23 protein-coding genes and 1 pseudogene are annotated in these 22,961 nt (G+C 43.6%); 11 read left to right on the top strand and 13 right to left on the bottom strand.

The features are described 5' to 3' along the window. Window positions 1-839 precede the first annotated feature (839 nt). Together HLM86_RS09140 and HLM86_RS09145 are read left to right on the top strand one after the other, a co-directional pair. Window positions 840-1,172, top strand: a complete 333-nt coding sequence (locus HLM86_RS09140; protein ID WP_076590729.1) for a PBPRA1643 family SWIM/SEC-C metal-binding motif protein — start codon at window positions 840-842, stop codon at window positions 1,170-1,172. A gap of 222 nt (window positions 1,173-1,394) precedes the next feature. Next, a pseudogene (locus tag HLM86_RS09145) lies at window positions 1,395-1,743 on the top strand (tryptophan--tRNA ligase); the annotation flags it as partial. A gap of 11 nt (window positions 1,744-1,754) precedes the next feature. Here HLM86_RS09145 and HLM86_RS09150 read toward each other — a convergent pair. Continuing rightward, complete coding sequence (locus HLM86_RS09150) at window positions 1,755-2,573, bottom strand: LysR family transcriptional regulator (protein WP_170882752.1); 819 nt, start codon at window positions 2,571-2,573, stop codon at window positions 1,755-1,757. A 135-nt stretch (window positions 2,574-2,708) separates the two neighbouring features. Here HLM86_RS09150 and HLM86_RS09155 point away from each other — a divergent pair, with 135 nt between their 5' ends. Both HLM86_RS09155 and HLM86_RS09160 read left to right on the top strand, forming a co-directional pair. After that, complete coding sequence (locus tag HLM86_RS09155) at window positions 2,709-3,125, top strand: hypothetical protein (protein WP_076590760.1); 417 nt, start codon at window positions 2,709-2,711, stop codon at window positions 3,123-3,125. A gap of 416 nt (window positions 3,126-3,541) precedes the next feature. Continuing rightward, a complete protein-coding gene (locus tag HLM86_RS09160; protein ID WP_076590730.1) occupies window positions 3,542-3,850 on the top strand; it encodes a hypothetical protein in 309 nt (102 codons plus the stop codon). Between the two features lie 113 nt (window positions 3,851-3,963). Here the strand turns inward: HLM86_RS09160 and HLM86_RS09165 are convergent, their stop codons facing one another. From HLM86_RS09165 to HLM86_RS09175, 3 genes are all read right to left on the bottom strand, one after another. Next, on the bottom strand, window positions 3,964-4,641 hold the full coding sequence (locus HLM86_RS09165) for a hypothetical protein (protein ID WP_170882751.1): 678 nt from the start codon (window positions 4,639-4,641) through the stop codon (window positions 3,964-3,966). Between the two features lie 59 nt (window positions 4,642-4,700). Then, window positions 4,701-5,150, bottom strand: a complete 450-nt coding sequence (locus tag HLM86_RS09170) for a hypothetical protein (RefSeq protein WP_076590732.1) — start codon at window positions 5,148-5,150, stop codon at window positions 4,701-4,703. 759 nt (window positions 5,151-5,909) lie between these two features. Beyond that, window positions 5,910-6,809 (bottom strand): Tle-like phospholipase domain-containing protein, encoded by a 900-nt coding sequence (locus tag HLM86_RS09175; RefSeq protein WP_171831440.1) that lies wholly within the window; start codon window positions 6,807-6,809, stop codon window positions 5,910-5,912. 399 nt (window positions 6,810-7,208) lie between these two features. On the opposite strand from HLM86_RS09175, the gene HLM86_RS09180 reads away from it, so the two are divergent. Then, window positions 7,209-7,943, top strand: a complete 735-nt coding sequence (locus HLM86_RS09180; protein WP_170882749.1) for a substrate-binding periplasmic protein — start codon at window positions 7,209-7,211, stop codon at window positions 7,941-7,943. Window positions 7,944-8,125: 182 nt separating this feature from the next. On the opposite strand, the gene HLM86_RS09185 is transcribed toward HLM86_RS09180, so the two are convergent. Further along, a complete protein-coding gene (locus HLM86_RS09185) occupies window positions 8,126-8,695 on the bottom strand; it encodes a class I SAM-dependent methyltransferase (protein WP_170882748.1) in 570 nt (189 codons plus the stop codon). Window positions 8,696-8,753: 58 nt separating this feature from the next. Then, on the bottom strand, window positions 8,754-9,371 hold the full coding sequence (locus tag HLM86_RS09190) for a class I SAM-dependent methyltransferase (protein ID WP_076590737.1): 618 nt from the start codon (window positions 9,369-9,371) through the stop codon (window positions 8,754-8,756). Between the two features lie 176 nt (window positions 9,372-9,547). Here HLM86_RS09190 and HLM86_RS09195 point away from each other — a divergent pair, with 176 nt between their 5' ends. After that, on the top strand, window positions 9,548-10,372 hold the full coding sequence (locus tag HLM86_RS09195) for a helix-turn-helix domain-containing protein (RefSeq protein WP_076590738.1): 825 nt from the start codon (window positions 9,548-9,550) through the stop codon (window positions 10,370-10,372). Between the two features lie 101 nt (window positions 10,373-10,473). Here HLM86_RS09195 and HLM86_RS09200 read toward each other — a convergent pair whose 3' ends face one another. The 3 genes from HLM86_RS09200 to HLM86_RS09210 all read right to left on the bottom strand — a co-directional run bounded on the left by HLM86_RS09200 (window position 10,474) and on the right by HLM86_RS09210 (window position 13,041). Continuing rightward, entirely contained in the window at window positions 10,474-11,337 is an 864-nt protein-coding gene (locus HLM86_RS09200; RefSeq protein ID WP_170882747.1) for an EamA family transporter, read from the bottom strand. Window positions 11,338-11,366: 29 nt separating this feature from the next. Further along, the gene (locus tag HLM86_RS09205) at window positions 11,367-11,951 is read right to left on the bottom strand and encodes a Crp/Fnr family transcriptional regulator (protein WP_170882746.1); all 585 of its coding nucleotides are present in this window, start codon (window positions 11,949-11,951) and stop codon (window positions 11,367-11,369) included. A gap of 181 nt (window positions 11,952-12,132) precedes the next feature. After that, window positions 12,133-13,041 carry a LysR substrate-binding domain-containing protein gene (locus HLM86_RS09210; RefSeq protein ID WP_170882745.1) on the bottom strand — a complete coding sequence of 303 codons (909 nt, stop codon included), beginning with the start codon at window positions 13,039-13,041 and terminating at the stop codon, window positions 12,133-12,135. Window positions 13,042-13,221: 180 nt separating this feature from the next. Here HLM86_RS09210 and HLM86_RS09215 point away from each other — a divergent pair, with 180 nt between their 5' ends. Further along, window positions 13,222-14,463, top strand: a complete 1,242-nt coding sequence (locus HLM86_RS09215; protein WP_076590742.1) for an MDR family MFS transporter — start codon at window positions 13,222-13,224, stop codon at window positions 14,461-14,463. A gap of 217 nt (window positions 14,464-14,680) precedes the next feature. Then, window positions 14,681-15,457, top strand: a complete 777-nt coding sequence (locus tag HLM86_RS09220; protein WP_170882744.1) for a substrate-binding periplasmic protein — start codon at window positions 14,681-14,683, stop codon at window positions 15,455-15,457. 98 nt (window positions 15,458-15,555) lie between these two features. Here the strand turns inward: HLM86_RS09220 and HLM86_RS09225 are convergent, their stop codons facing one another. The 4 genes from HLM86_RS09225 to cysS form a co-directional block, all read right to left on the bottom strand. Further along, window positions 15,556-15,900, bottom strand: coding sequence for a YajD family HNH nuclease (locus HLM86_RS09225; protein ID WP_076590744.1), 345 nt, complete (start codon window positions 15,898-15,900; stop codon window positions 15,556-15,558). A 159-nt stretch (window positions 15,901-16,059) separates the two neighbouring features. Then, window positions 16,060-16,437: an MmcQ/YjbR family DNA-binding protein gene (locus HLM86_RS09230; RefSeq protein WP_076590745.1), complete on the bottom strand. Its 378-nt coding sequence runs from the start codon at window positions 16,435-16,437 to the stop codon at window positions 16,060-16,062. Window positions 16,438-16,534: 97 nt separating this feature from the next. Beyond that, on the bottom strand, window positions 16,535-17,326 hold the full coding sequence (locus tag HLM86_RS09235) for an alpha/beta fold hydrolase (protein ID WP_170882743.1): 792 nt from the start codon (window positions 17,324-17,326) through the stop codon (window positions 16,535-16,537). Window positions 17,327-17,500: 174 nt separating this feature from the next. Beyond that, on the bottom strand, window positions 17,501-18,871 hold the full coding sequence (cysS, locus tag HLM86_RS09240) for a cysteine--tRNA ligase (RefSeq protein WP_076590747.1): 1,371 nt from the start codon (window positions 18,869-18,871) through the stop codon (window positions 17,501-17,503). Window positions 18,872-19,440: 569 nt separating this feature from the next. On the opposite strand from cysS, the gene HLM86_RS09245 reads away from it, so the two are divergent. The 3 genes from HLM86_RS09245 to HLM86_RS09255 all read left to right on the top strand — a co-directional run bounded on the left by HLM86_RS09245 (window position 19,441) and on the right by HLM86_RS09255 (window position 22,365). Continuing rightward, a complete protein-coding gene (locus HLM86_RS09245; protein ID WP_076590748.1) occupies window positions 19,441-20,040 on the top strand; it encodes a pentapeptide repeat-containing protein in 600 nt (199 codons plus the stop codon). Between the two features lie 346 nt (window positions 20,041-20,386). Further along, window positions 20,387-20,794, top strand: coding sequence for a hypothetical protein (locus tag HLM86_RS09250; protein WP_083949395.1), 408 nt, complete (start codon window positions 20,387-20,389; stop codon window positions 20,792-20,794). 413 nt (window positions 20,795-21,207) lie between these two features. Further along, window positions 21,208-22,365 carry a hypothetical protein gene (locus tag HLM86_RS09255; RefSeq protein ID WP_076590749.1) on the top strand — a complete coding sequence of 386 codons (1,158 nt, stop codon included), beginning with the start codon at window positions 21,208-21,210 and terminating at the stop codon, window positions 22,363-22,365. The last annotated feature ends 596 nt before the right edge of the window (window positions 22,366-22,961 follow it).

Genomic DNA, 22,961 nt, shown 5'->3' on the forward strand with positions numbered 1-22,961 from the left:
TCACCATTCTTCTTATTAGTGATAGAATGTTTTTCATGGTTCTTTTCCAAAAATAATATTCTGTACAGTTAGTGTGGAAAGGTACAATATTAAACAGGCAGGGCTAAGAATAATTAATAATTAATAATTAATAATCAATAATTTATGATTATTCATTTATTTTTAATGTAGGGGTGTGAATAAAATGCCTGCTATCTACAGCCTGTTACCGCAGGGCAGGTCATACTCAGCAGGAAATCAGTGATTATCGAGCCTAAGACGCTAGCGAGTGTTGATGGGAGCTAGAAAATCCCTTTCCTTAGCGTATTTATTGGTGAAGATCATAACCTATGAACAGTTCCCGAATGGAGAGTTCAGTTTTTATGATTCAGTTTACTCCTATTTTTCCATACAAGTTCGTTACTCCCTTTTTCTACTTAACTGCCTAAACGGTTAGGTTGTGATAGTTTATTTCTACTCTTTATTATATCGGGCCAACTTTTTAATGATATTCCCACATGATTCTCCTGATTTAATTTTTCCGAAGAGACGTTTTGGATTATTAAAAAACCAGGGGGTGGCTCAATGTTATGTTACCGAAAATCAAGGTGCCTTTGCCTAGAATAAAGGAACATCAATGGTTTTTTAAACAAAGGGAAGCCAAAAAATAGCGATGCTTGCGAGCGTGAGGAAGAGGGGAGTGAGCTAACATTCGATGTGTCGAGAGGGCGTCACGTGGGGTGAGGCTATCGCCAAAGATTGGTCGGAGGTGAGGAATTGCCAAGTAACGCTTTATCATTCGACAATGACGCGTATAATCCCCCGACATTTTACACGACACCCAAACCAAAGAGTCCCGTATGTCAAAATTATTCTTCAAAGGCCGCATCGAAACAAGGAAAAACCACGTAAAGTCAGGCTACAACGTAAATCGTGACGTAAAAGCTGGGACTGCTGAAGCGCCAATTTCAGTCACAGTCATGTCTGAGAGCCGCAAAGCGGATATCGAGCGCATCGCTGAAGAGAACGCAATCATCGTCAATATTGTCGTGAACGCTGATCAAGAAGAGAACACCGTTGAGTTAGACACACTCCTTAACAAGCCAACAACAACGGTATTTGAGAAAACACCGAATAGAAATGACCCTTGTCGTTGCGGCAGCGGCAAGAAATACAAGAAATGCTGCGCCTAGATTCGAATGCCGCCCTAATCCGGCGGCCAACTTGGCATTAATATTTCTCTAATCAAACTCTATAATTTCTAGTCACCTTCATAATAACAACGACTTACTGGTTGAAAAGCGTGAGCGACCGACAAACGAGGGAATGTCTTCCGCCCCCTATACTTTGGGAAGGTAATGAAATGATGTTTAAACAAGCAGAATAAAAGGAATAAAAGTGCCTGTCCCTATAAAGGACCATTACATCTTGGTCACTACGTCGGCGCTTTGAAACAGCGTGTCGTTTTGCAGAATGTTCACGATCAAACCGTTCTTGTCGCTGATATGCAGGGCTTAACAGATAACGCTCATAATCCAGCAAAGGTCGACCAACATTCTTAATGTCGTCGCTGATTATCTTGCGGTAGGGATAGACCCCAGCAAAACAACGATTTGTCTGCAATCTCAGTGACAAGCGCTAGCGGAATTAACCATGTATTATAGTAATTTGGTGACAATAGCCCGATTGGAGCGAAACCCTACGGTCAAAAGCGAGATCAAGAATAAAGGCTTTGAGCGTTCTATTCCTGCTGGTTTCTTAACATAACCTATCGATTATGCCGACTGAATCTCTTGGATAACTTCATTGGGTAGTTGGCGATAAGCCAAGACAATAGAGCGTGTTATTGGCCTGTCTAAAGCAATGGAAATATATTCTAAATTTTCATCTCGCTGGTGGGTGTATGACTCAGGTATTACTGCGACTCCTAACCCAAGTTTCACCAAGCCTTGAAGTTGTAGATCGTGGATAGCTTTACCCTTGTAAATAATCGATATTCCCTGTTCATTGATCAGCCGTTCAAATTCCTTTCGATGAGTACAATAAGGCCGCTCTATAAATTTTAGGCCTTCTAGCGAACTGAGACTAACTTCTTTGTTTTTTGCCAATGGATGATGTCGAGATGTCACCAGTTTGTAGCCTTCATAACGAAGTTTTTTAAACTTAAATTGCGAGGGTAATCGTTGTTCATCAATGATGGCAAGTTGCGCTTGCTCAATAGAGTCTGCAATGGATAAGTGAATATCTAATGGCACCTTTTTTATCGATTCAATAAGGCCAAGATAACATTCAATATTGATGTCTGGTTGAATGTAGAGGTTCAATTCGATCGCGTTATCGGGTGTGAAAGCTGCTTCTAGTTGTTGGTTTTGCAGTAACAAGTCGGACGCGAGCTTGTACAGTTTGTGCCCATTTTCTGTTGGTTTGATCCCTTGTTTACTGCGCTCAAAAAGAGTCACTCCTAAACGGGTTTCTAATGATTTGATGGCGTGAGTAATCGATGGTTGTGAGATGTAGCATCGAGATGCTGCTGCGGTAATCGCCCCTTCTTCATAGGCGGCAATAAAGTAAGAGAGTGGTTTGATTTCTATCATATAATATAACTATGGATAACAAATATAATCAATATTATATCTATGGTAGAAAAGTTGCTACTTTTGTATCGCTCAATGATAAGACATTCATCTAAGAAGCCATCTTGTATGGCTATGGAGAAAGGGAACCAAAGTATGTTAGAACGTCATAGTGATATTGTCATCCATAACTTATTAAACCGATTTGAAAAAGGAGATTTAACATTACTGGAACTGATAGCGGACGATATCAGTCTGCAAATAGACCACTATAAAGATGATACCGATGCAAGTTGGCAGCGATGTGACAATAAAGAGGGGTTTATTGCGATCTTGAATCGCCTAGGCACGGATGTTTTTCCTAAGGGCACGACAATCACAGGACTAAAATCAGAGGCTTTAGGGGATGGATGGTATGTGACCACATTCGACCAAACATTTTGGTATGGTTTGGCTGAACAATCAGTGGAGAGCCGAACGTATATCGTCTCTCACGAGCTCGATGGGAAAATAGATTATTTCCGTGAGAATGTCGGCACACTGCAATATCGAGCTGAACCTGTGTATTCATAAACGTTCAAATCGCTAAGCTAGCTAAGCTGATGGTTGGCTTCATATCGTGGTTGTTATCGACCATAAAAGCATAAAAGTGCCTGTCACCTTAAGGATTCCTTAAGCATTTACGGGCAGGCACTATGCCCAGTTTAACATCGGTGACATTTTGATTAGAGTCCAATGAGATTAGCCTGCGCTGATATCGATCTCAGTTAATCATCCTAGGGCTAGGCGCATCACAAATACCTTCACTTACAATCTTAATGGTTGCTTTTCGCCGCGTCATCTATCACAGCTTCCGCATAATTCTCCATCGTTTGTTTGTCCATGAATGTAATTTGTAGCTATGCTGAACTTGTAATTAAGTTCAATTAAATCAATAATTTAATTGTTAATCTATCAATTCAACTGACCATAAAACAAGGCCTAAAACTATGAAAATGACAACAACGCTGTTGGCTGCACTTCTTCTCGCTTCAACGGGTGCGATTGCGAATACTACGGCATTGACAGATCAAGAAAATCAAATTATCGAGAAAGCCGCGATATTAGATATGCGCGGTTGTGCGGTGGCATCACTTGAAGAACTGCGTAATCCAGAAAGAAGAGCGGCGCTCAATGGTTTATTCCAAAGCATGAATATGGAACTTCAAAGTATAGGTTATGAATCTGCGGGTTCTGAGTTACCAAGCTCCGAGCAAATGGCCTCCGCGATTTTGGCGATGTGCAAAGCGAAGTATTAATCTGCTTGTTTTTAATTATTCTAACAAAGGGTGAGTTTATACTCACTCTTTTTATGATCGATAGTAATATAAGAAATAATGACCTATTCATACCATAAAATAGGCCAAGGAAACTAAAATAGCAATTCAGTATCACTATGAGTTTCAATTATATTAAACGTGGCATAAGCTTCAGTGAGAGAGAGATCTATTCCATATTCACCGGAGACTTCCTGAATGAGCTGAAAAAAAGCCTCATCTTTCTCTATGTTATTTATTCTAGTTAGTTTTTCGTATTTGTTTTTCAAAATTTCGATTAAAAATTGGTGGGGGGCGACCGTTAATATATCACTATTATATTCTTCTAATTCTTGAGCTAAATCTCCAAGCTGTACCGCCCGTAGAGTCAGCAACTGTTCGATAGCAATATCCTTGTAGCCCAGATTCTTATAGAACACCACCCACTGATCATCGGTGTAACGTGTCGGTATCTCGTTTAAAATAGTCTTGCCACTTTCCGATAATGTATTGAATTGATTTTTGTGAAAAGAATAGAGTGCATGGTTTAATTCTTGGTATGAAAACGTCAGTTCGTCCGATGAATGAGGCATTGTACTTGCAACGAGTGAAGGGGCTTGTTGAGTCAATAAACTTTTCCTTTCTTTCTGCAATGAGGGTGGCGCTTTTATAAGCTGATTATAACGTTCTGGCGTTTTTTGGTTATCAAGACGCGTTTCTGTTTGTTGTGTCGGCAAAAAACTGTACATTCCGATACCGACGACAGAAACAAGTGCCGCTGCACGCTTTAACATAGTACCTCCCACAATGATCCCACGTTAGAGGGCCTCATAGAAAGGCCCCAATTTTACTGTTAGTAAACGAGCACTTTAAACTCTTTTACACTAGACCAGCCCGTCACCCTTTGGCTAGACCAACTAGTAGGTGAACGGCGTTTGATCGTTTGAATTCCCGTAGGTAGCCCCTTGGCATAGGAATGCCATTTCGAGCCAGAGTTTACTCTCGCCAATCGGATTTGAAATGTCCAGTAAGGGCTAATCTCATTCGCAAAACGTGAATCAAAGTTGGGCATCGTCGCAGCGAGGAGTTGACCAAAACCACTTTCAGCCTCAGCTCCTGGGTGCTGGCGAGTGTATATCACTCCACCATCGACTTTTGATTCCATTTGTATTTGGTTATTGTAAAGATAACTGGCCATACTCGGGCTTTTTACCAGTACTTGATGAAAATCAGGGGTAGCAAAAACATTAGAAGCAAACATTGATAATGCAAATAATGTAAAATAAATTTTGACTTGAGACATGGGTCGTCCTTTAAATTAATTAGTTTAAGTGAAAATTAGATAGAAGAGTATTTCTATACTAGGGTTTAATGTCCGAAGAGATATAAACATATATGAAGGCGTTATTTGAAACATCAATAAATGTTTACTTTCCGTTGCATGTAAAAACCTACTTTTAATCAAATAATCGTGATTATTTTTGGGATTATTTAAATTTAGTCTACGGGGCTTAATGAGTGTGTTGCTCTGAATAAATTATAGATAACACGCTACTCATTTATTTGAATAAATATCTCGAAAATATAATTATTTAATTTATTGTGGTGAAATGTTAGTCATTTGTTGAGGTTGTTCTATTGACGAGGAATGAGGGTAATAGCTTCCGATTGCTAAGGACACCCACTTGAGGTAGCGATGAGAAAAATAACCAAGGTCAGATTCATCGTCTTGCTTTTTAGCCAAACCGAGAAGGGGGGCATTGGACAGGGCGAACGCATGAACGTTATTTGCTCAATTAGAGTGTAAATATTGATCAATGGGTGAGTGGTATTTGAACACCGTAATCTCTTTTGTCGAACCGTTGAAAAGAAAGCTAATCTATTAGCTCAAATATTAAACACACGTGCGGTCGCCCTGGGGCATTGGATTTCCCAAATAGCGCCAAACGGCGTAGAACGTTGAGCGCGAATTTACTGACTTGCGGACAGCCGTCGTCGATGTATCCGCGTCTTATCAACAATAAAGCCACTTGCATGATGCAAGTGGCTTTTCGTTTTTGTGCTATTTAATGATGACGCACTCTAGGTTATCAATGACCTGAGGAATGTTGTGTAAGTAGAATCGATTGCTGGTGAGGTATTGGTACCAGTCATCTTCACCTTTGCAGAAGGGTAGGGTGTAGATATCACCGAGTTGTGGTGGCATGTACCAGCCGAACAAGTAAGTGAGCGCTTCACCCTCAAGGTTGACGTTGGTGATGGTTTCATGGGCTGCTTGATTGAGCTCATCCATGTTGTTGAACTGGCGCTTTTTCATGATTTTCTCGATGCTGCCTGTTCCTAGCCCCAGTGCGTTAAAGGCGTACGCGTCGGAATCAGTCAGCATGGCTGCGTACTGAGCTAAACCACCGCCGAGTGAGGTGCCTGTAGTGATGAGTTCTTTGTCTGGGTAGGCTGCTTTGATGGCTTCTGCTAGGGCTTCCGCTTGTTTGAAATCGTCTGGCAGCAGGCCACTAATTTGATTATACGCAGAGGCACTGTTGAGCACACCGCGTGCGGTTCTTCCACTCGTAATGGAAAAACGGGTATCGGTACCCGCAAAGGCTAAAATGACACGGTTATCTTGCTCATCGAGTGGCATCAGTACCGTTGCCATCAATCCTGTCTTTTTATCGATGTATTTCAACTGTGTTTTATTTTTGCTGTCGACGTCGACATAAGGTGGAAACGACACATTCTGGGCTTGCTGAGCGTTGTTCAGCCCTTGAATGACTCGCGCTTCATCTGTATTGATGCGTCTGTAGCCATCTTCGGTTTGATGAACATTGGCCATGGAGACAAACGCACCTTGAGCCAGTCTTTCATAAGGCAAGAATTGCTCAGACGTTACTTTGTTTACGACCAGTTCTGGCTCTTCGGCAAGGGGCTGGAAATCGGGTTCCACATAAGTGGAACTTGCCATTGCGCTAGGCGCCATAAGGGCTGAAAACATCAGTAAACAAAAAGATAGGCGAGCGCTGTTTTTTGGAGTAGTGGGTTGGCTTATATACATAGTGATCTCATTGTCCGGAAAGGAAGTTGAATTCTATATTTCCTAACGATTATCACTACCGGAATTCGCAAACGATTGGGTGAATTGGTTGAACCAGTTTATGGTATTTTTATTGATAATTTTTTGATAGGTGACTCTGGCCGTAAAAAGGAAAAGTGCCTGTCCATTTATACACTTGCATTTATCCAAAACAGATCTTTAACCCCTATAAAGCGCAAATGCATAGGTAAGCCGTCATATATGAGCTATCCTGCAAAGGTAGGATGGATGTTTGTTGTGAGCTGAAAGGTTGCTGGAGGAATTTTTGTAATGAGGATCGCGCTATCATACTTAGGCCCATTGTTACTGATTCTTTGGAGCCCTTTAACATTGGCAGCAACCTTAAAGATATCTCAGGATCTATGGCCCCCCTACATCATGAATTCTGTGCAAGGCAGCGGGATTGCCCATGATATTGTCGCCGATGCGTTGGTCTCCGCCGGTTACGACCTTGAATACTCAGTAAAGCCTTGGACAAGGGTTCTTAAAGAAACCAAATCAGGCCAAAATGACGTTATTATTTCCCTTTGGAAAACAGAAGAAAGGGCCAAGTTTCTCTTATACACTCAGCCTTACACACACAATAATGTCATCTTTATCTCTCGCAGTGAGACGCAATTTGAGTATGAATCACTCGATAGTTTAAAGGGGCTGAGAGTCGCGTTAATTAATGATTATGCGTACGCCAAAAATTTACGCCAATATCAAGAAATGATTCCAGTCCACACACTAGACTTACCGAACAGCCTAAGATATTTACTCGCAAATAAAGCCGATGTTGTGGTGGCCGATGAAGCGGTGGGTCGATGGACTGCCCATGGAATGAAAATATCGAAAGGCACTCTTCATTTTAGTAAAACCTATTTTGACTCGACACCGCTGCATGCCGCAGTGAGAAGAGATCACCCTGAAGCTGAAAAGGTGGTGTCGATTCTCAACAACTACTTTAAAAATCACGCCGAAGGAAAGTTAGAAGCGTTGCATATGCTGTATGGTCTAAAATAATGATCCTTAGCTAAGCCTCGACAAGATTAACGAGGGCACACACTTTATTCGTTCAGCAGAAAAAAGTGCCCGTTCCCATAAGCCCCTGACGAGCCTTTGAGGAAATGCAAGCAACGTTTTGCTCATCGTGGTTTAAGTGACTTAAAGTTGGCTGGCTCAAAGTCAATGAGCATCGAGTCGGGTTAAAAGGCTTTGCGTGCGAGAATAGCAAGAGAATCTCCATCTTCGAATTCACGAAAAACCTTGGCCTCAACAACGTTAAACGCCCGTCCCATTGCTTCTTTCATCTGGGCTAAATTTCTTGGATGAAACGAGAGACCATGGGTTTCCTCGGGGGCTTGAATGTGTTTCCAGATCAGATGGAAAACGAAACCACCAGGTAAAAGCACTTCTGCTTGACGGAGGAAAGACTGGCGCAATTCGGCGTCATTCAAATGATGCATGACTTTATTGGAATAGACGGCATTGTACTGAGTTTCTGTCTCGATGTTTACAGCATCGAGCGTTAAGGTAAGCACATCGGGTAGCCGTTTATTGAGAATATTCACGAACGCGGGGGAGGCGTCGGAACCTGTCACTTGAAAGTTCTGAGCGAGAATGCACAGATCATTACCGGGGCCTGAGCCTAACTCTAAAATAGAAGCATCAGGAGAAAGAACCTGAGTGAGCATGTGCAGTTGTTCGGCGGCATTATATCCATCGCATTTTGCCGTATAAGCGTTCGCATTGTTAACGTCGTGATAATAATTCATGTAAGCTCCGTTATTTAACATTTTGCTCATTAAGGGGTTTTTCCTATTTTATGCATCACTAGCTGACTCTTTTAAATACATAGGCGAAGGGTGATTTTGTGTAAGGGATAGCACGGCCAAAGGATAAGATACGTTCACGTGTCATGATTTCCGGCTTTTTGGGCTTCATATAATCCTGAAGATCGACATCGCTGACCCTATACCTTCCGTTGTCTTGAAGTACGACGGCAATCAACGTAAATCGTGGGTCTAACGCTGCTAAAGCCGCATCTCCGTGACTCGCGTTCACGAGCAAGAGGCCTCCTATTTTGAGAAGTGCTCCGCACGGTTCTGATATAAAACCGGCATAAAGAGAGATGAGTAAGTCGAACTCGGATTCTGTTAGCGCCAGTGAGTGATAGTCACCATGAATAAACTGAGCGTTTGTATTTGAATTACCTCTATGGTCCACAATGATCTGATCCACATTGAATTCATCGGCAAAAAATGTTGCTGCACGTTTATCAAGGTCCACATATGTGACATCGTTAAAAACAAAGGATGGCGAAATGTCGACATAGCTGCCGGGATAGAGTACTTTTCGAGGCGTAATAAACGCACCGACTGCCTTAAACAGCGCCCAGCGATCCCCTTTGTGTTTGTCCTGTTTTTCCCATAAGGCTAAAGTCTTCGTCATCCTATTTTCCTTTCATCATGCGGGTCAAAATATGACAGCCAGACCCTCTGTCCATTGCGAATGGAGCGTCGCTTGAATGTGGTTAATATATACCAAGAGTCTGCGTTGTTTGAGTGCGCAGATTGGGATAGTATCGGCTGATATTAAGATTTTGCAAAAGAGCGGTCGCGTTTTCTATGCTGACAAAAACACCATTACCAACCTGCTATGTCATCCATGAACAAGGCGTAAACAGTGAAAAATCAACGGTGTCAGTCAATCCAGATTATGGTGTGCTCTTTACGACAAAAGGCTCATTGACAATGGAGCAAAGCTACACCACTCAATCTGTTGCCGGCAGTATTACGATTGTCCCTTACGGAGTGCCATATCGTTCTGTCGTGGGGCGTGATTTAGACTATTGGCTGCTTGGTTTCTGTTCTGAAAGCTATAATTTGAACGAAACGCAAGCGATCATGCGTCCCTTCGCAGAGGTTCGTTCAGGAGGCTTGCCTGTGGTTCACTTAGATCTTCAAGCTCAAGAATGCATCACCTCTTGGTTTGAAGCGTTAAAACAAGAGTGCAATATAGAAACGCCAATCAGTCATGATGTTCGACGGAGCCTGATTGTCTTGATCTTAGCTGAAGTGGTTCGAGCGACGACGGTAATCGACCGTAAGATCACAAAATCCCCATTAGTCGGAAAAGCGTTAGACTATATACAGACATACAGTCTTACCCCTATTTCTTTAAGTGATGTGGCATCGGCGCTGGGTCGTACATCGGCCCATGTCGCATCCGTTGTTAAGTCAGAAACCGGTTTTACGGTAGGTATGTGGATCACATCAGCGCGTCTGGCTAAAGCAGCCCAGCTTCTGCAGGAAACAAATATGCCTGTTGAACAGATTACTCCGCATCTTGGTTGGCAAGATACGACCCACTTCATCAGACAGTTCAAAACCTTCTATGGCACCACGCCTTCAAAATGGCGCAGTAAGCTCAGAGACAAAAGTGACCATTAAAGCATGCACTGTCTCGTTGATTTAAATAGAGCGAGGCTCGTTCCTTGATTCTTTGTCGGGCGACCCGCTAATCATTGCTCGCAAGCGCGTTGTGATTTTCGCTAACCAAAAATGGCGATGGTTAATGCAGACGCAAGCAGACCCAATATCGATATGCCTACTCTATTTGTTAGGGTCTCATGATACTTATACCACCCAATAAACACGGAAAACACCGTCGACAATCGTCTTAATGACGACACAAAAGCAATATTCCCCATCGACGCCGCTTGATAAAATGTCAGTAACGTTAGAAGGTGGGCCAAAGCTGGAATAATGAAAAAAGAAAAATTCTTTGTGAGTAGCGATGAGCGCATTTTGATGAGAAAAGGCGAGTAAAACACACACATAATCAAAACAATGTGAGCGGTCCAGACCACAGAGCCAACCTGCTGCGCTCCATGCTTATGAATAATGGAGCTTGATGCCCAAAGTATAGCGACCCCAAGCATACTGAGCATGGCTTTGTTATGAATGATGTTTTTTAAGCGCATACCCTCACCATAGAAAACAGAAGCAATCGAGACAATGATGGCGACAGACCCAATGTATGAAGGGACTTGGTTGTACAATATAAAGGTGAGAACAATCTGAAATACGGGGACCAAACACAAAAGCGGGGTGACTTTCGTGAGAGGGCCATTTCGCAAAGCCTTTAGATAGCAAACCATGGCGATGGCATCGATGCTCGCAGACAGGGCGATCATGGTGAATAATTCAATGTCATAACGGACACGGTCGCCAGTGATAATAATCACGAGACAGATTGGTGACAGCATCAGCAACATTATTGCCGTGGACTGGATCGTTGATAATTTGGATGGCGAATGCTTTAACGACACATCTTTTAACGTTAAAAACAGAGCAGATAAAATAGACAATACGACCCACACAACAGAACCCAACACGTGAATAAATAGAGCCACTATTTTCTCTCAAAAGAGCGGCGTATAAATTAACACTTGTTAATGCGTTTTTTTATTCGGGATAAACTAACAGGGCTGATTCCCATGTAGTTTGCAATGTCTAGGCTCTTTAAATGCTGAATCCAGTGCGGAAAGTTAATGACCAGATATTCATACCGCTCTTCATGAGAGCTGAGTAGAAAGAACGCTTCTTTCTGCTCTTTATAGAGTAACTGCTGTTCTAGAAGTTGTACTTTTGCTGTAATCCATTGCTGTGAGGACAGCAAGCTGATAGGCAGTTTAATGCATTTGACTTGAGTAACCGATTCTAACTGATAGCGAGAGTCCTGATTTTGTATCCAACTCGGAAAAATCAGGCAAAGACTGTTTGGGAAATAAAATTCCTTACAACGTTCAACACCTGATTCGGAATAGTGACACGCTTTCAAAATGCCAGACATCAAATAATACGCATAATGTTGTGCTTTGCCTTGATGCTGTAATACTGCGGACTTTTCGAGCAAGGCAATCGAAGCCGTATTGAAATAGTGGTCGGCGTCTTCGACACCCAACCGCTGAAAGAAAGAGTAGGCGGTGTTTAAATCAGGGTCACTGCTCTGTAAGGTTTTGTCCATCTTAGTGTTTTTTAGTCTTGGCTAATGTGATATCTCAGTCGAAAGTATAATGATAACAGCGAGTCGTGACTATCTGTTCGTTCAACGACGATAAGAAAGTGTTCAAAGGTGTCAAGGAAAGTGGTGAGAACGCTAAGCGTCAGCCTGTTTATCTCCGCTGAGGGGAGGGTGTCGCTCCCAACTATTTGTTTTGATGCAATAACGCCTCTCGCTTGAGCCACTTTGTAAATACAGCGATGCGAGAGCGTCTGATGGAATTGGCTTGATAAACGGCAGAGTATTCAACGCCAGAAGATAAGCTAATATCAAAGGGTTTCACGAGTAAACCTCTTTCAATAAAATCCCCAGCTAGGCTATCCGTACCGGGACAGACACCATGCCCAGCAATGACCGCGTTTAACCCCATATCAAACGTTTCCACTTCCATCCACTGAATGATGTTCCCTTCAAGCTGTACATTGGCGGCTTTAAACCATGCTTCCCACGAGAAGTGATGAGTACGAATTCCCCGTATTAGCCAGCAATGAATCAGCTGAGAAGGATGGGTCAGTTTCATGCTTTTGGCTAGCTCAGGAGAGCACACAGGAAAAACTGGCTCATCAAACAAGAACTCGGATACCAAAGAACCATCACTGCCTTCAGCAGAAAGCTCGCCTATTCCGATATCGACTTCCTTGGTAAGGGCTTCTCTGGGATTCATATTAGCGCTGATACGTATCAGGGTTTCTGGGTGTTCTTTTGAGAATTTCCACAATCTGGGCATTAACCATCTGGAGGCAAAAGAGGGGGTAGTGGCAACCGACAAAACCCCTTCTACTGGCTCATCTTGAGTCGAATTTAGCCCTTCGACAATGAGTTCAAATGCCTGAGATACTTTTTTATGGAGCTTCTTTCCCTCGGTGGTCAGCAGCATGGATCGTCCCTGACGGGCAAAAAGCTTGCAACCCAGCGCATTTTCAAGTTGCCTGAGTTTTTGGCTGACAGCCGCTTGAGTTACAAACAACTCTTGTCCTGCTTTGCTGTAGCTTCCTAGTCGCGCCGCTGCTTCAAAGTAACGCAGGCAGCTGAGGTGCTGAAGTCTTTTATCCATAAGCTCCACTTATGTAATGTGTAAAGTATCGTCGTTAGTGTTCTCACAATCAGTTATCCATAATGTTCGGATAAGCTCTTTAAAATCTTATAGTAAGAGTCTTATTAAGTCTAATTCTGAAGTGGGTTGAGTTAGGGAATTCTATAAAAGCATAAGTAAGTATTATTAGAAGGTCACAGTATGCAGCAAGCAAGTTCTAGTATGTTTCAGAAAACGCACATTAAGCAAATACCTTTTATCGTTTGGTGCGTGGTGGTTGGGTCCTTGATTGTCCGAACCAGCTATTTTATGGCATGGCCTTTTTTGGTGGTGACCTTATATCGCGACTACGGTGCGACGGCGACGGAGGTCGGCACAATGTTGGCGATGTCTGCGCTTGTTGGGGTACTCGCTGGATTTTACTCAGGCCATCTGTCTGATCTTGTTGGGCGAAAGCGCATCATCGTAGCAGGTTGTGTCATGTCTTCTTTGGCCTACTTTGGTATTTCTCAGGCGTATCACATCAATCACTTCTACTTTTTGATTGTCGTTTGTGGGCTGATGCGCCCAATGATTGAAGAACCAAGTAAAGCTCTGATTAGCGACAGTATTGACGACCCGACACGGCGAGAGTTGGCAATGAACTTACGCTATTTTGCGATCAATCTGGGTGGCGCAATTGGGCCACTGCTTGGTATTCAGTTTGCCGTGTCCAGCCCTGACTTCCTATTTCTGATCACGTCAGGTGCGTACCTAGGCTATGCCATCGCCCTGTTGGTCGCTTTTCAATACTATCCAGACAATAACATCCGTGAGAGTAAGGAATCTCAACCCCTTATCATCGTTTTACGAGCAATAAAAAACGACACGCGCTTCATTAAGATGATGGTGGCCAATATATTAATGATGTTTGTTTATGCGCACTACAGCTCAACTCTTCCTCAGATTGTGACTCGCTCAGGCCATGCAGAGACAGAAATGATCATCGCCAGTATGGTATTAATCAACACACTCACCGTGATCTTGTTCCAGTTTCCATTGTTGAAATTACTGCAACGATTCTCTTTGACCGCGAGAGCAAAATTAGGCGTCGCCCTGATGGGCGTTTCTCAAATTATCTTTGCCGCAAGTCCTGTTGATTCTATGTATGGCTTGTTTACCGCTTGTTTTATATTAAGTCTTGGAGAAGTGATTGCTTTCCCAACCATCAATGTTCAAATAGACAATCTGGCCCCACCCAAACTCAGGGGCGCCTATTTCGGCGTCGCCTCCGTACAAACGCTTGGCTATGTGCTCGCCCCGCTTATCGGCGGTCTGATCATAGACTCATCGGAAGCGGTGTGGTTGTACGCTCTCTGTTTGGTTCTCTGTGGACTCACCCTCTACTTTTATGCCAGCTTTGCAAATCAGGGCTCGGCTAAATCCCGTATCGCACACCGTTGAGGAGCTGTCTAAACTGGGGCGCCCAAATTAGCAGCCTGTGTCAGGTACGGTAGTTGACCTGTCAGGAGGCCGTTCTTGGGGGAGAAGTCGAAAGGGACCTTCTAGACAAATTCACCGGATATTCATTATGTTATCAGCGCGCTACGCATGTTTACACCGCGCTGTATTTGAATTGTGTACTAAACTCTACTGGGTAATCTCTATTTGGGTGAATAGGATGGCAATCAAGCCAAAATTTTGGCGAGGGATTTTGTTACTCGCAGTAATGACAACGTCAGCACAGGCGGATGAAGTGACGTTAAGTGCCGATCTGTGGTGCCCCTATACTTGCGATCCCACTTCAGAAAAAAAAGGGATCTTAGTTGAAGTCGTTGAGAACATTCTTCAGACATCTGGCCACACCGTTGATTACGAATTGGTAAACTGGGCGAGAGCGGTGAAAAGTGTTCGAGGAGGAAAACACGATGGATTGATTGGGGCTTATATCAGTGATGCGCCAGATTTTGTTTTTCATGATAGCCCTATTCAAACGTCTAAAATGTGTTTTTTTGTCAAACAAGATGATCCATGGGAATACAAAGGGACGGAAACCTTAGCCGAGCGAAAAATATCCGTCATTAATGCGTATTCTTATGGCGAAACTTTTGATGAATATATACAAAAAAATCATCACCAAGGTGACCGGACCATCGTTCAGCTGTCAGGCATGGACGTCACAGAGAAACGGATTGAGCAAATACAAACCAACCAAACCGATACCGTTTTAGAAGACTGGAGAGTCTTTCCTTACAACGTCAGTACGTTCAGAGCCAAGCACAAAGCCAAAGATTTGGGCAAGTTTAAAAACGTCGGCTGTTTAGCTGGTGAAGGGCTTTATATTGCGTTATCGCCCAAAAGGGATACTTCAAAATATTATGCAGATTTAATCAATCAAGGTCTCAAACAGTTGGAAGCATCAGGTAAACTGACTGAGATTATTGGTCGATATGAGTAGATGCCCCGTTGCTGTCGCTCACAGGGCATGTCGATTTCTTCGAATGATTAAAAGCAATGTTGATTCACTCAATGACCCAACGTTTGGTCATGACAACATTACTTGTTGATCATCTTTGCTAAATCAGCAAAGGGGTTATACGTTGCCCCTTGGTGATCGTCTTCCCCAGGCTTTATTTCACTGCCATAACGCTCATGCTCTAGGTATTTACTGTGTTCATGGTCGTGGCAATAAAGGCACAATAACTCCCAATTACTGCCATCTTCGGGGTTGTTGGTGTGGTCATGATCTTTATGATGCACAGTCAACTCACGTAGGTTTGAGTATACAAATTCTCGAGCGCAATTGCCGCATACCCAAGGGTAGAGCTTGAGCGCTTTCTCTCGATACCCAGCTTCTTTGCGCGCATAGGCGGCACTAGTGCCGTATAGGTCTAACGACATATTTGATTTCCACGAATGATCATTACAGCCCAGATGCTAACACAATCACAAATGGAAAAAAGTGATCGAGATTAAACCGGATATAGTGTGGACTAAGAACGAATAAACGGGCGCCTTTGTTGATGAAAGTGCCGGATTGACGATGAAACCATCGTAACATTAACGCTTTGATAAGCAGTTATCGAGACCTAACTCTCGTTGCATTCGCTGACTTAAACCACTGGCAACAAGTCGATATGACTCAGAAATGTAGTACTTTAGATCGTCGTCTAACTCGCCAGAGGTGTGTATTTGTTGAATCCATTTCATGCCGCGGTTCGCAAAGTAAGGTGCGGGTTGATAGCCATCACAATCACTGAGAAACTCGAAGTTCAAAGGGGACGTTTTAAAGGTGAATGCGGGTTGGGAATCGCGACTCCAGCCACCAATAGCAAATACTTTTCCGCCGACCTTCCAAACTTGTGAGTTGCCCCATTGAACGACATGGCTTGTACCTGCGAAAGTGCCGCAAAGCTGGTTGAATTGATCGTAGTTCATGCCGGTTTGCCTCTTTTTACGCCATCATGGTGATCCGGTGATGCAATAAGAACAGAGCCCAACACTGAGCGTAAAGCATCAGCGTTGAGATTCGATGTTACGCACTGTATTCTTTTCGTGATAAAAGCAGAGCTTTAATATGGGTTGAAAATGTATGCGGTTTGGCTTGTGGTAGCATATGATTTTCACCGGAAATATCAGTGAGCTGCGCATGTGGTATTAACTGCGCCGCTCTCGTCGTAACGAGTTTAAATACATCGCGTGTATCTTGACCATAACCCAATATTACAGGGACCTTTATGCTTGAGAGCCCGACGGTGTCGATTGCCGGCTTTTCCTGCTGGTGAAGCTGGTGGGCGAGTGTGTGACTTTGAGCCAATTGCCGTTCCTTTACGGCGTTGCTCTGAGAGTGAAAGTATCCCTTTTGGTTGCCTGACCCGTCTATCAAAGACTCAACGGCGAGATCCAATTGTTGATTAGAAAAGTGCTCAAAAACCGGCTCAAACATCGCGTTTGCGTCCTGTTGCCAAGCACTGAGAGCAGGTTCTTGCAAGCACCCAGGATAGCCAGGTTCATAAAGAAACACGCTTGATATGGGTAAGTCTTGTTGCGCGAGGGCATTTAACACGACATCGGCACCGTAAGACCACGCGACGATGTGAACGGATTTTTGCTGAGTCAACTCACCGAGTAATTCGGTCAGTTCTTCCGCATGGGTGTTTAAACCAAAACTCCCCGTTTCAGTTTGTCCGAAGTGTCGCAACGTCACGGCAATGACATCAAAATCAGACGCGAGATCCTCGATATGGTCATCCCACATCGTGCCATCGGTGAGCGCGCCATGGACCAAAACGAGGTAATCACCATGGCCTTGTTGTGTATAGTTCATTGTAATGTCCTTAATAAAAGGTTAATGCTGCCTTAAGGGGCTGGCAACACTAATCATTCGTCTCAAATAACGGCTCATCCACGTCCAAGCCACTGATACGTTGAGGGGCCAAACATGGTTTCCTCACTTAGAAATGTCACCAATTATGGGTTTTGATGCATAATAGTGCGTTGTTCAAAGCTTGACAATACTTGATTCGACGCCGTGATCGTTGACCTGATAGCCGAGTTGCTGAATGTGATCGCGGAGGCGATCGGCTTGCGGATAGTCCCCTTGATGTTTAAGCTGTAACCGACGATCAACCAGCGCTTGAATGTCTTGTGGAATGGTGGAACATTCGGCCTTGCCAAGGTCTAGGCCAAACACGGTGTCGAACATCAGTAATGTGGCTTTTTTATCGGCTGTGGCCAAGTCACTATCGATGACATCGCTGACCAATGCGAGCGCGCGAGGCATATTGAGGTCGTGATTGATGAAACCAATAAACGCAGACCGATACACGGGGTCGACTTGACCTCCCTCCGGCCAGCTTGACACTTTTCGCCGTAGTCTCTGCAAGGCTTTTTGTGCTCCAGCGAGCGCTTCCCAAGTGAAATTGAGGTGGCTGCGATAGTGGCTGGTTAAGATCAGATAGCGATAAGACAGTGGCTCATACCCTTGGTCAATCAAGCTGTCCAGTCTTAAGGAAACCCCAGATTTGGCGATCTTTTCACGATTGAGTTGGAGGAAATAACCATGCATCCAGAACTGAGCTTGTATATGGCCATTCTTGGCCTGACATTGAGCGATTTCGTTGGTGTGGTGTATCGGGATATGATCTTCGCCACCAACATGAATATCAAATTGGCCACCGAGGTATTTTTCAGCCATGGCTGAACATTCAATGTGCCACCCCGGAAAGCCAACACCCCACGGGCTTGGCCACTCCATTTGTCTGGGCGTTTTGCCACTGAACTTCCATAAGGCGAAGTCGGTGTGATGGTGTTTGTCCCCTATATCGACACGAATTCCTGCTTTGAGCCCCTGTGGATCTAATCGTGCCAATTGACCGTACTCAGGCAGCTTTTGGGTATTAAAGTAGAGGCCATCACGAGTCTGGTAGGTGAAGCCTTTGTCTTCAAGTGATTGAATAAAAGAAATTTGTTCTTGGATATGATCGGTCGCCCTGCAGGTGACGGAAGGTAAGCTCATGTTTAGGCGTTGCAAGTCGACAAAAAATGCCGCTTCAAAATAGGCAGCGATCGCCCACGCGGATTTTTTCTGTTTGCGCGCGCCTTTTTCCATTTTGTCTTCGCCCGTGTCTCCATCAGAAACAAGGTGACCGACATCGGTAATGTTCATCACATGAGTGACATCGTAGCCGTTAAGAACCAGAACGCGCTTGAGCAGATCAACGAACAGATAAGTTCTGAGATTACCAGCATGCGCATAGTCATAAACCGTAGGACCACACGCGTATAACCCCACTTTATTGGCTTCGAGGCTAGAAAAGGGCGCTAAAGCGCGCCCCATGGTGTTGAAGAGCATTAGTGTTGGTGTGGTCATTAATTCATCCTTAAAAACAAAAAGGCCGCAGATATAAAATCAGCGGCCTAATAAAGTGGGGGGGATTGGCTATCTAATAGCTAGGCGAAGGCCGCCGTAAATCAGAACGGTGACAACAACAAAGTGGGTGAGTAATACTAGCGATAGATATCATCGTTTTATCCTAAAGGACCTATTTGTAAAAAGCAACACAGCAATAATACAAGTACGAAGACAAGGACAAGCACTTTAAGACCGATAGTCGACATACTCGGTGGTGCGACGATGTTATCTACACACAATGAATGCCTAACTTGAATGCTTTTTACTCATATTCGAATACTGTCGTGGGTGTCGTTGAGGGAAAGAGATGAAAAATTCGTATCGCAACGCTTTTATGATGCGTTTGCCCTTAGTGCAAAGTTAGTAGAAACTAGAAATTAAAGGAATTAAAGGAGCCTGTCCTTGTTTCATTATTGTTTATTTTGTGTCAGGCGGATTCTTGTTGCTACTTAGAGTGCTCTTTGGCCTTGCCACACGCGAATAACTTTAGTACTGTTCATTTATACAGTTAGCATGGCAGGAATGTAATGGAACAATTAGACAGTCATCAACATTATCTAGAGGCTTCTTTCGAATCACTGCTGTTGCAGGGTACTCAATTGAGTGGCATTGAATTCGAAGATTGCCATTTTTCCGATTGTAATTTCTCACAGTCGACCTTTTATGGTTGTCGATTCACGAACTGTACCTTTGAGCGCTGCAATTTGAGTGTGGTTAATTTGTCGAACTCAAAGCTGTTCGATGTTCGCTTTAAAGATAGCAAACTGGTCGGGGTTGATTGGACTAAAGCTGCATGGCCCGTTTATCACTCAGACTTCGAGCTCACTTTTACTCGGTGTATTTTAAATGACGGCTCCTTTTTCGGTCTTACGTTAAACGAGCTCGTGTTTGATGAATGTAAATTACACGATGTCGATTTTCGTGAAGGGGATTACAGTGGTTCTTCGATGACATACTGTGATTTCAAACACAGTCTATTTATGCGTACTAACTTATCTGGTGTCGACTTTAGTGACTCAACGTCGTACGCCATTGATGTACTCGAAAACAAGGTAAAAAGGGCCAAGTTTTCAAGAGATGAAGCATTGTATCTTTTAGAAAGTTTGGGCATTGAGCTGGTCGATTGATCGTCAAACCAGCATCTTTTTCGCGCTCACCTGTGGTGGATTCTCTGAGTGGTATCCGGCTAAGTCGCAAAGTATACAACGGGCGCTTAGCCTGTTTTTTATTGCCTCCACTCTGATTATCTAGGCGTTAAGTTTAGATACGAGTGTATAAGAATAGTCAGTACCCTAGGTTGCCCCCGCCACAACACGAGATTGGTACTGTAAATCCTGTCCATAAATTCCAGCCGATATGGAATGCCGTTTATAAATTATCGATAAATTATAATCAAATAACCGTAATATACCGTATTGTTGACTGAGTTAATGGGTCAGGTGTTTGTTTCACGCGTTATTTCAAGGTGCTTTTATGAAGGGATACACTGGTAAGCGCAGTTTGTTTCCTCCTTGCAGGTCTATGGACAATCAATTTTTACCATACAATTATAACATTGGGCCAACCGCCACTGTTAGATTAGTCCTTGCTCTACCCCTGTTATGGATGGCGTATGTTTGGGTTTCTTTTAACGGGTATAACCCTTTTATTGAAGGCTTTTTCTACGATGCCTTGTCTCCTCAAAGCAGCTCTGTTCAGCAGAGCCTATGGCTGGATACGTTATTTCTGGTGTTGGTGATTATCGGGACCCCAGCGTTTTTTATCCTTGGGGTACTTTATACGTTTATTAAACAATACTGGCGTTGGTTTAGCCTGTATATACTGCTTGGCCTGTTGGTGGTCATTGAATATTTTATTCTTCCGCACGCTGTCTCGATATGAGCGTTGGCTAGACTGAACAAGACAAAACGCTTTTGCAAGACAGGCACTTTTCAATGTTCAGGGTGCCTGTGCTTTTAATGGGCATGGCTTTTTTTGCTGGATTTCCAACAACTCAATTCGATACGAAGGTCTGCTTTGAAGTGGCGTAAGTTCACTGAATCTGATGATATTTTGAGAAATTAAACGATAAACATTGGGCTTTCTGCCTTCAACCTCTTACGAAACCTAAAAAAAGAGGAAAAAGTGTGGTGGTTTAAGGATGAAAAAACCAAATTCATAAGAAGTCATATAAAACCTGTATTTGATGTGATTCATTAGTGCTTAATATTGGGGTAACTTTAACCTGACCTCTGATCGATATGATGAATACCACTTCAATTTACACACCTGATTTTGCTGCTACGGAGAACCAGATGCCAGCATCTGGTACGTCTCACCGTGACACACCGATTCAAAACCACAATCTTAGCCAAGCAGAAAATTACCTCAATAAGGCGGAGACTGGTATCGCGGCCTACAACCCCCAGTCAGTCGATACAGATACGCTTATGATGATTGCCAATCATCAAAAACAGGTCGTGCTGACGATGGTGGGTAGCAATCCAGAGACCGCCATCGCATTAGCATTGGCGCAAAGCATAGAAGCTTATTCAGCGCAATTGGCCAATATTCAAGCATGGACAGAAGGCGGGACGGCGGTCATCAATGCATCGACTCAAGAAATATTTGAAAGCCTTTTAGCACGAGGGGCGGATGGCTTTTCTCATTGTGAACTGGAAGATTTGTTTCAGTTAGTCCTTATCGACATGATGTGTAATCCAGACAACTATCCCGGTATGGATGAGCTTTTAGCTGATCCAGAATTCATGATGCACATGGGACGAATTCTTGAATTTACTGGCAGCGGAAGCCATAAGTATGCGGGTGGGATTGGTGGTGATCCGACCCAGCTCAAAGCGTCATATCAATATATATACACGGCGTTTGCAGAAAAAGGCCTCCCAGGCGAAGGAACATTTGCTTATAAGGCGCTTGCAGTTATTGAAGCGAATGGCGGGCTCAGTGAACTTCAAGCGGGGATGAATTATGACCCTTACGTTACGGATGGAGAAGGGTGGGCGGTAAGCTCTGATTATTATAACCCCATGCCTAGCGTTGAGGCCACGCATTTATCCCCAGCCAACCTGCTGGTAGTGTTAAATTTCGCGGCCAGTTCAGGTGAGATTTCAGCTGAAGACTGGAACACAATTCTGCAAGGAGATTTGCAGGTAATCGACGATATAATAGACCCTAACGATCAGTACGATAACATCTATGAATACTTGGTTGCAGTGGATCCAGACAACTGGGGTTTTCAAAGCGACGGCTCGTTCAATTATATTCCTAGCGTAGGCATAGATTCGGATTATTTGAATGAAATATTCAGTGACTTTCCAGAAAGGGAATTGACAGACGAAGAAATCGAAGAGATTAACCGAATCGGCGATCAGGTCAAAATGCTACAACAGACGTTAAAATATTGGCTTGATGTCTGTCGTGATGAGCAACTTGCTATCGCAAGGAATATTTAGCCGTTTTGTCGGCGCGTAGTTTTCCGCATTAACGCGGGTTGATCTCACATCGACCGGCCTAATCAACGAGGCGATGCCTCATATCTCTGGGGCAGAGTCCACTGACGTGTCGGTCCAACGTCTGGTTTACAGGGCGTTGGGTGAACACCCGCAACATGCCTTCAAAACGAGTAAACAAGTAACGATAAAACAAGAACGATAAAACAAGAACGATAAAACAAGAACGATAAAACAAGAACGATAAAACAAGGACAGGCACGTCATAAAACAAGGACAGGCACGTCGAAAGGGGCAATAAAACTCGATGGTTCTTCTTAATTTGGTGGTCTATCGATGAACGTTTAGTTAAGCGTTAAACGTCTCTGATTGAACGTCAACAAGGCTTGAATCAAACGCCATATGGTTCGCGTGTTTCTATCACATTCGTGGGGGGGCGTATTAGTCTGTTGATTCGCTCAGTTTAAGTGCCTGTCCCCGTAATCCCCCGTAATCCGCGTTCGTAATCCGTTCGTAATCCTAATCTCCCAATCTAATCTTTTTATTTATAAGACACACCTCACTGACCTTGCTGAAACCCGCCATCACTGTAATTTATT

This window comes from Vibrio ostreicida (genome assembly GCF_013074385.2).
Lineage (GTDB): Bacteria > Pseudomonadota > Gammaproteobacteria > Enterobacterales > Vibrionaceae > Vibrio > Vibrio ostreicida.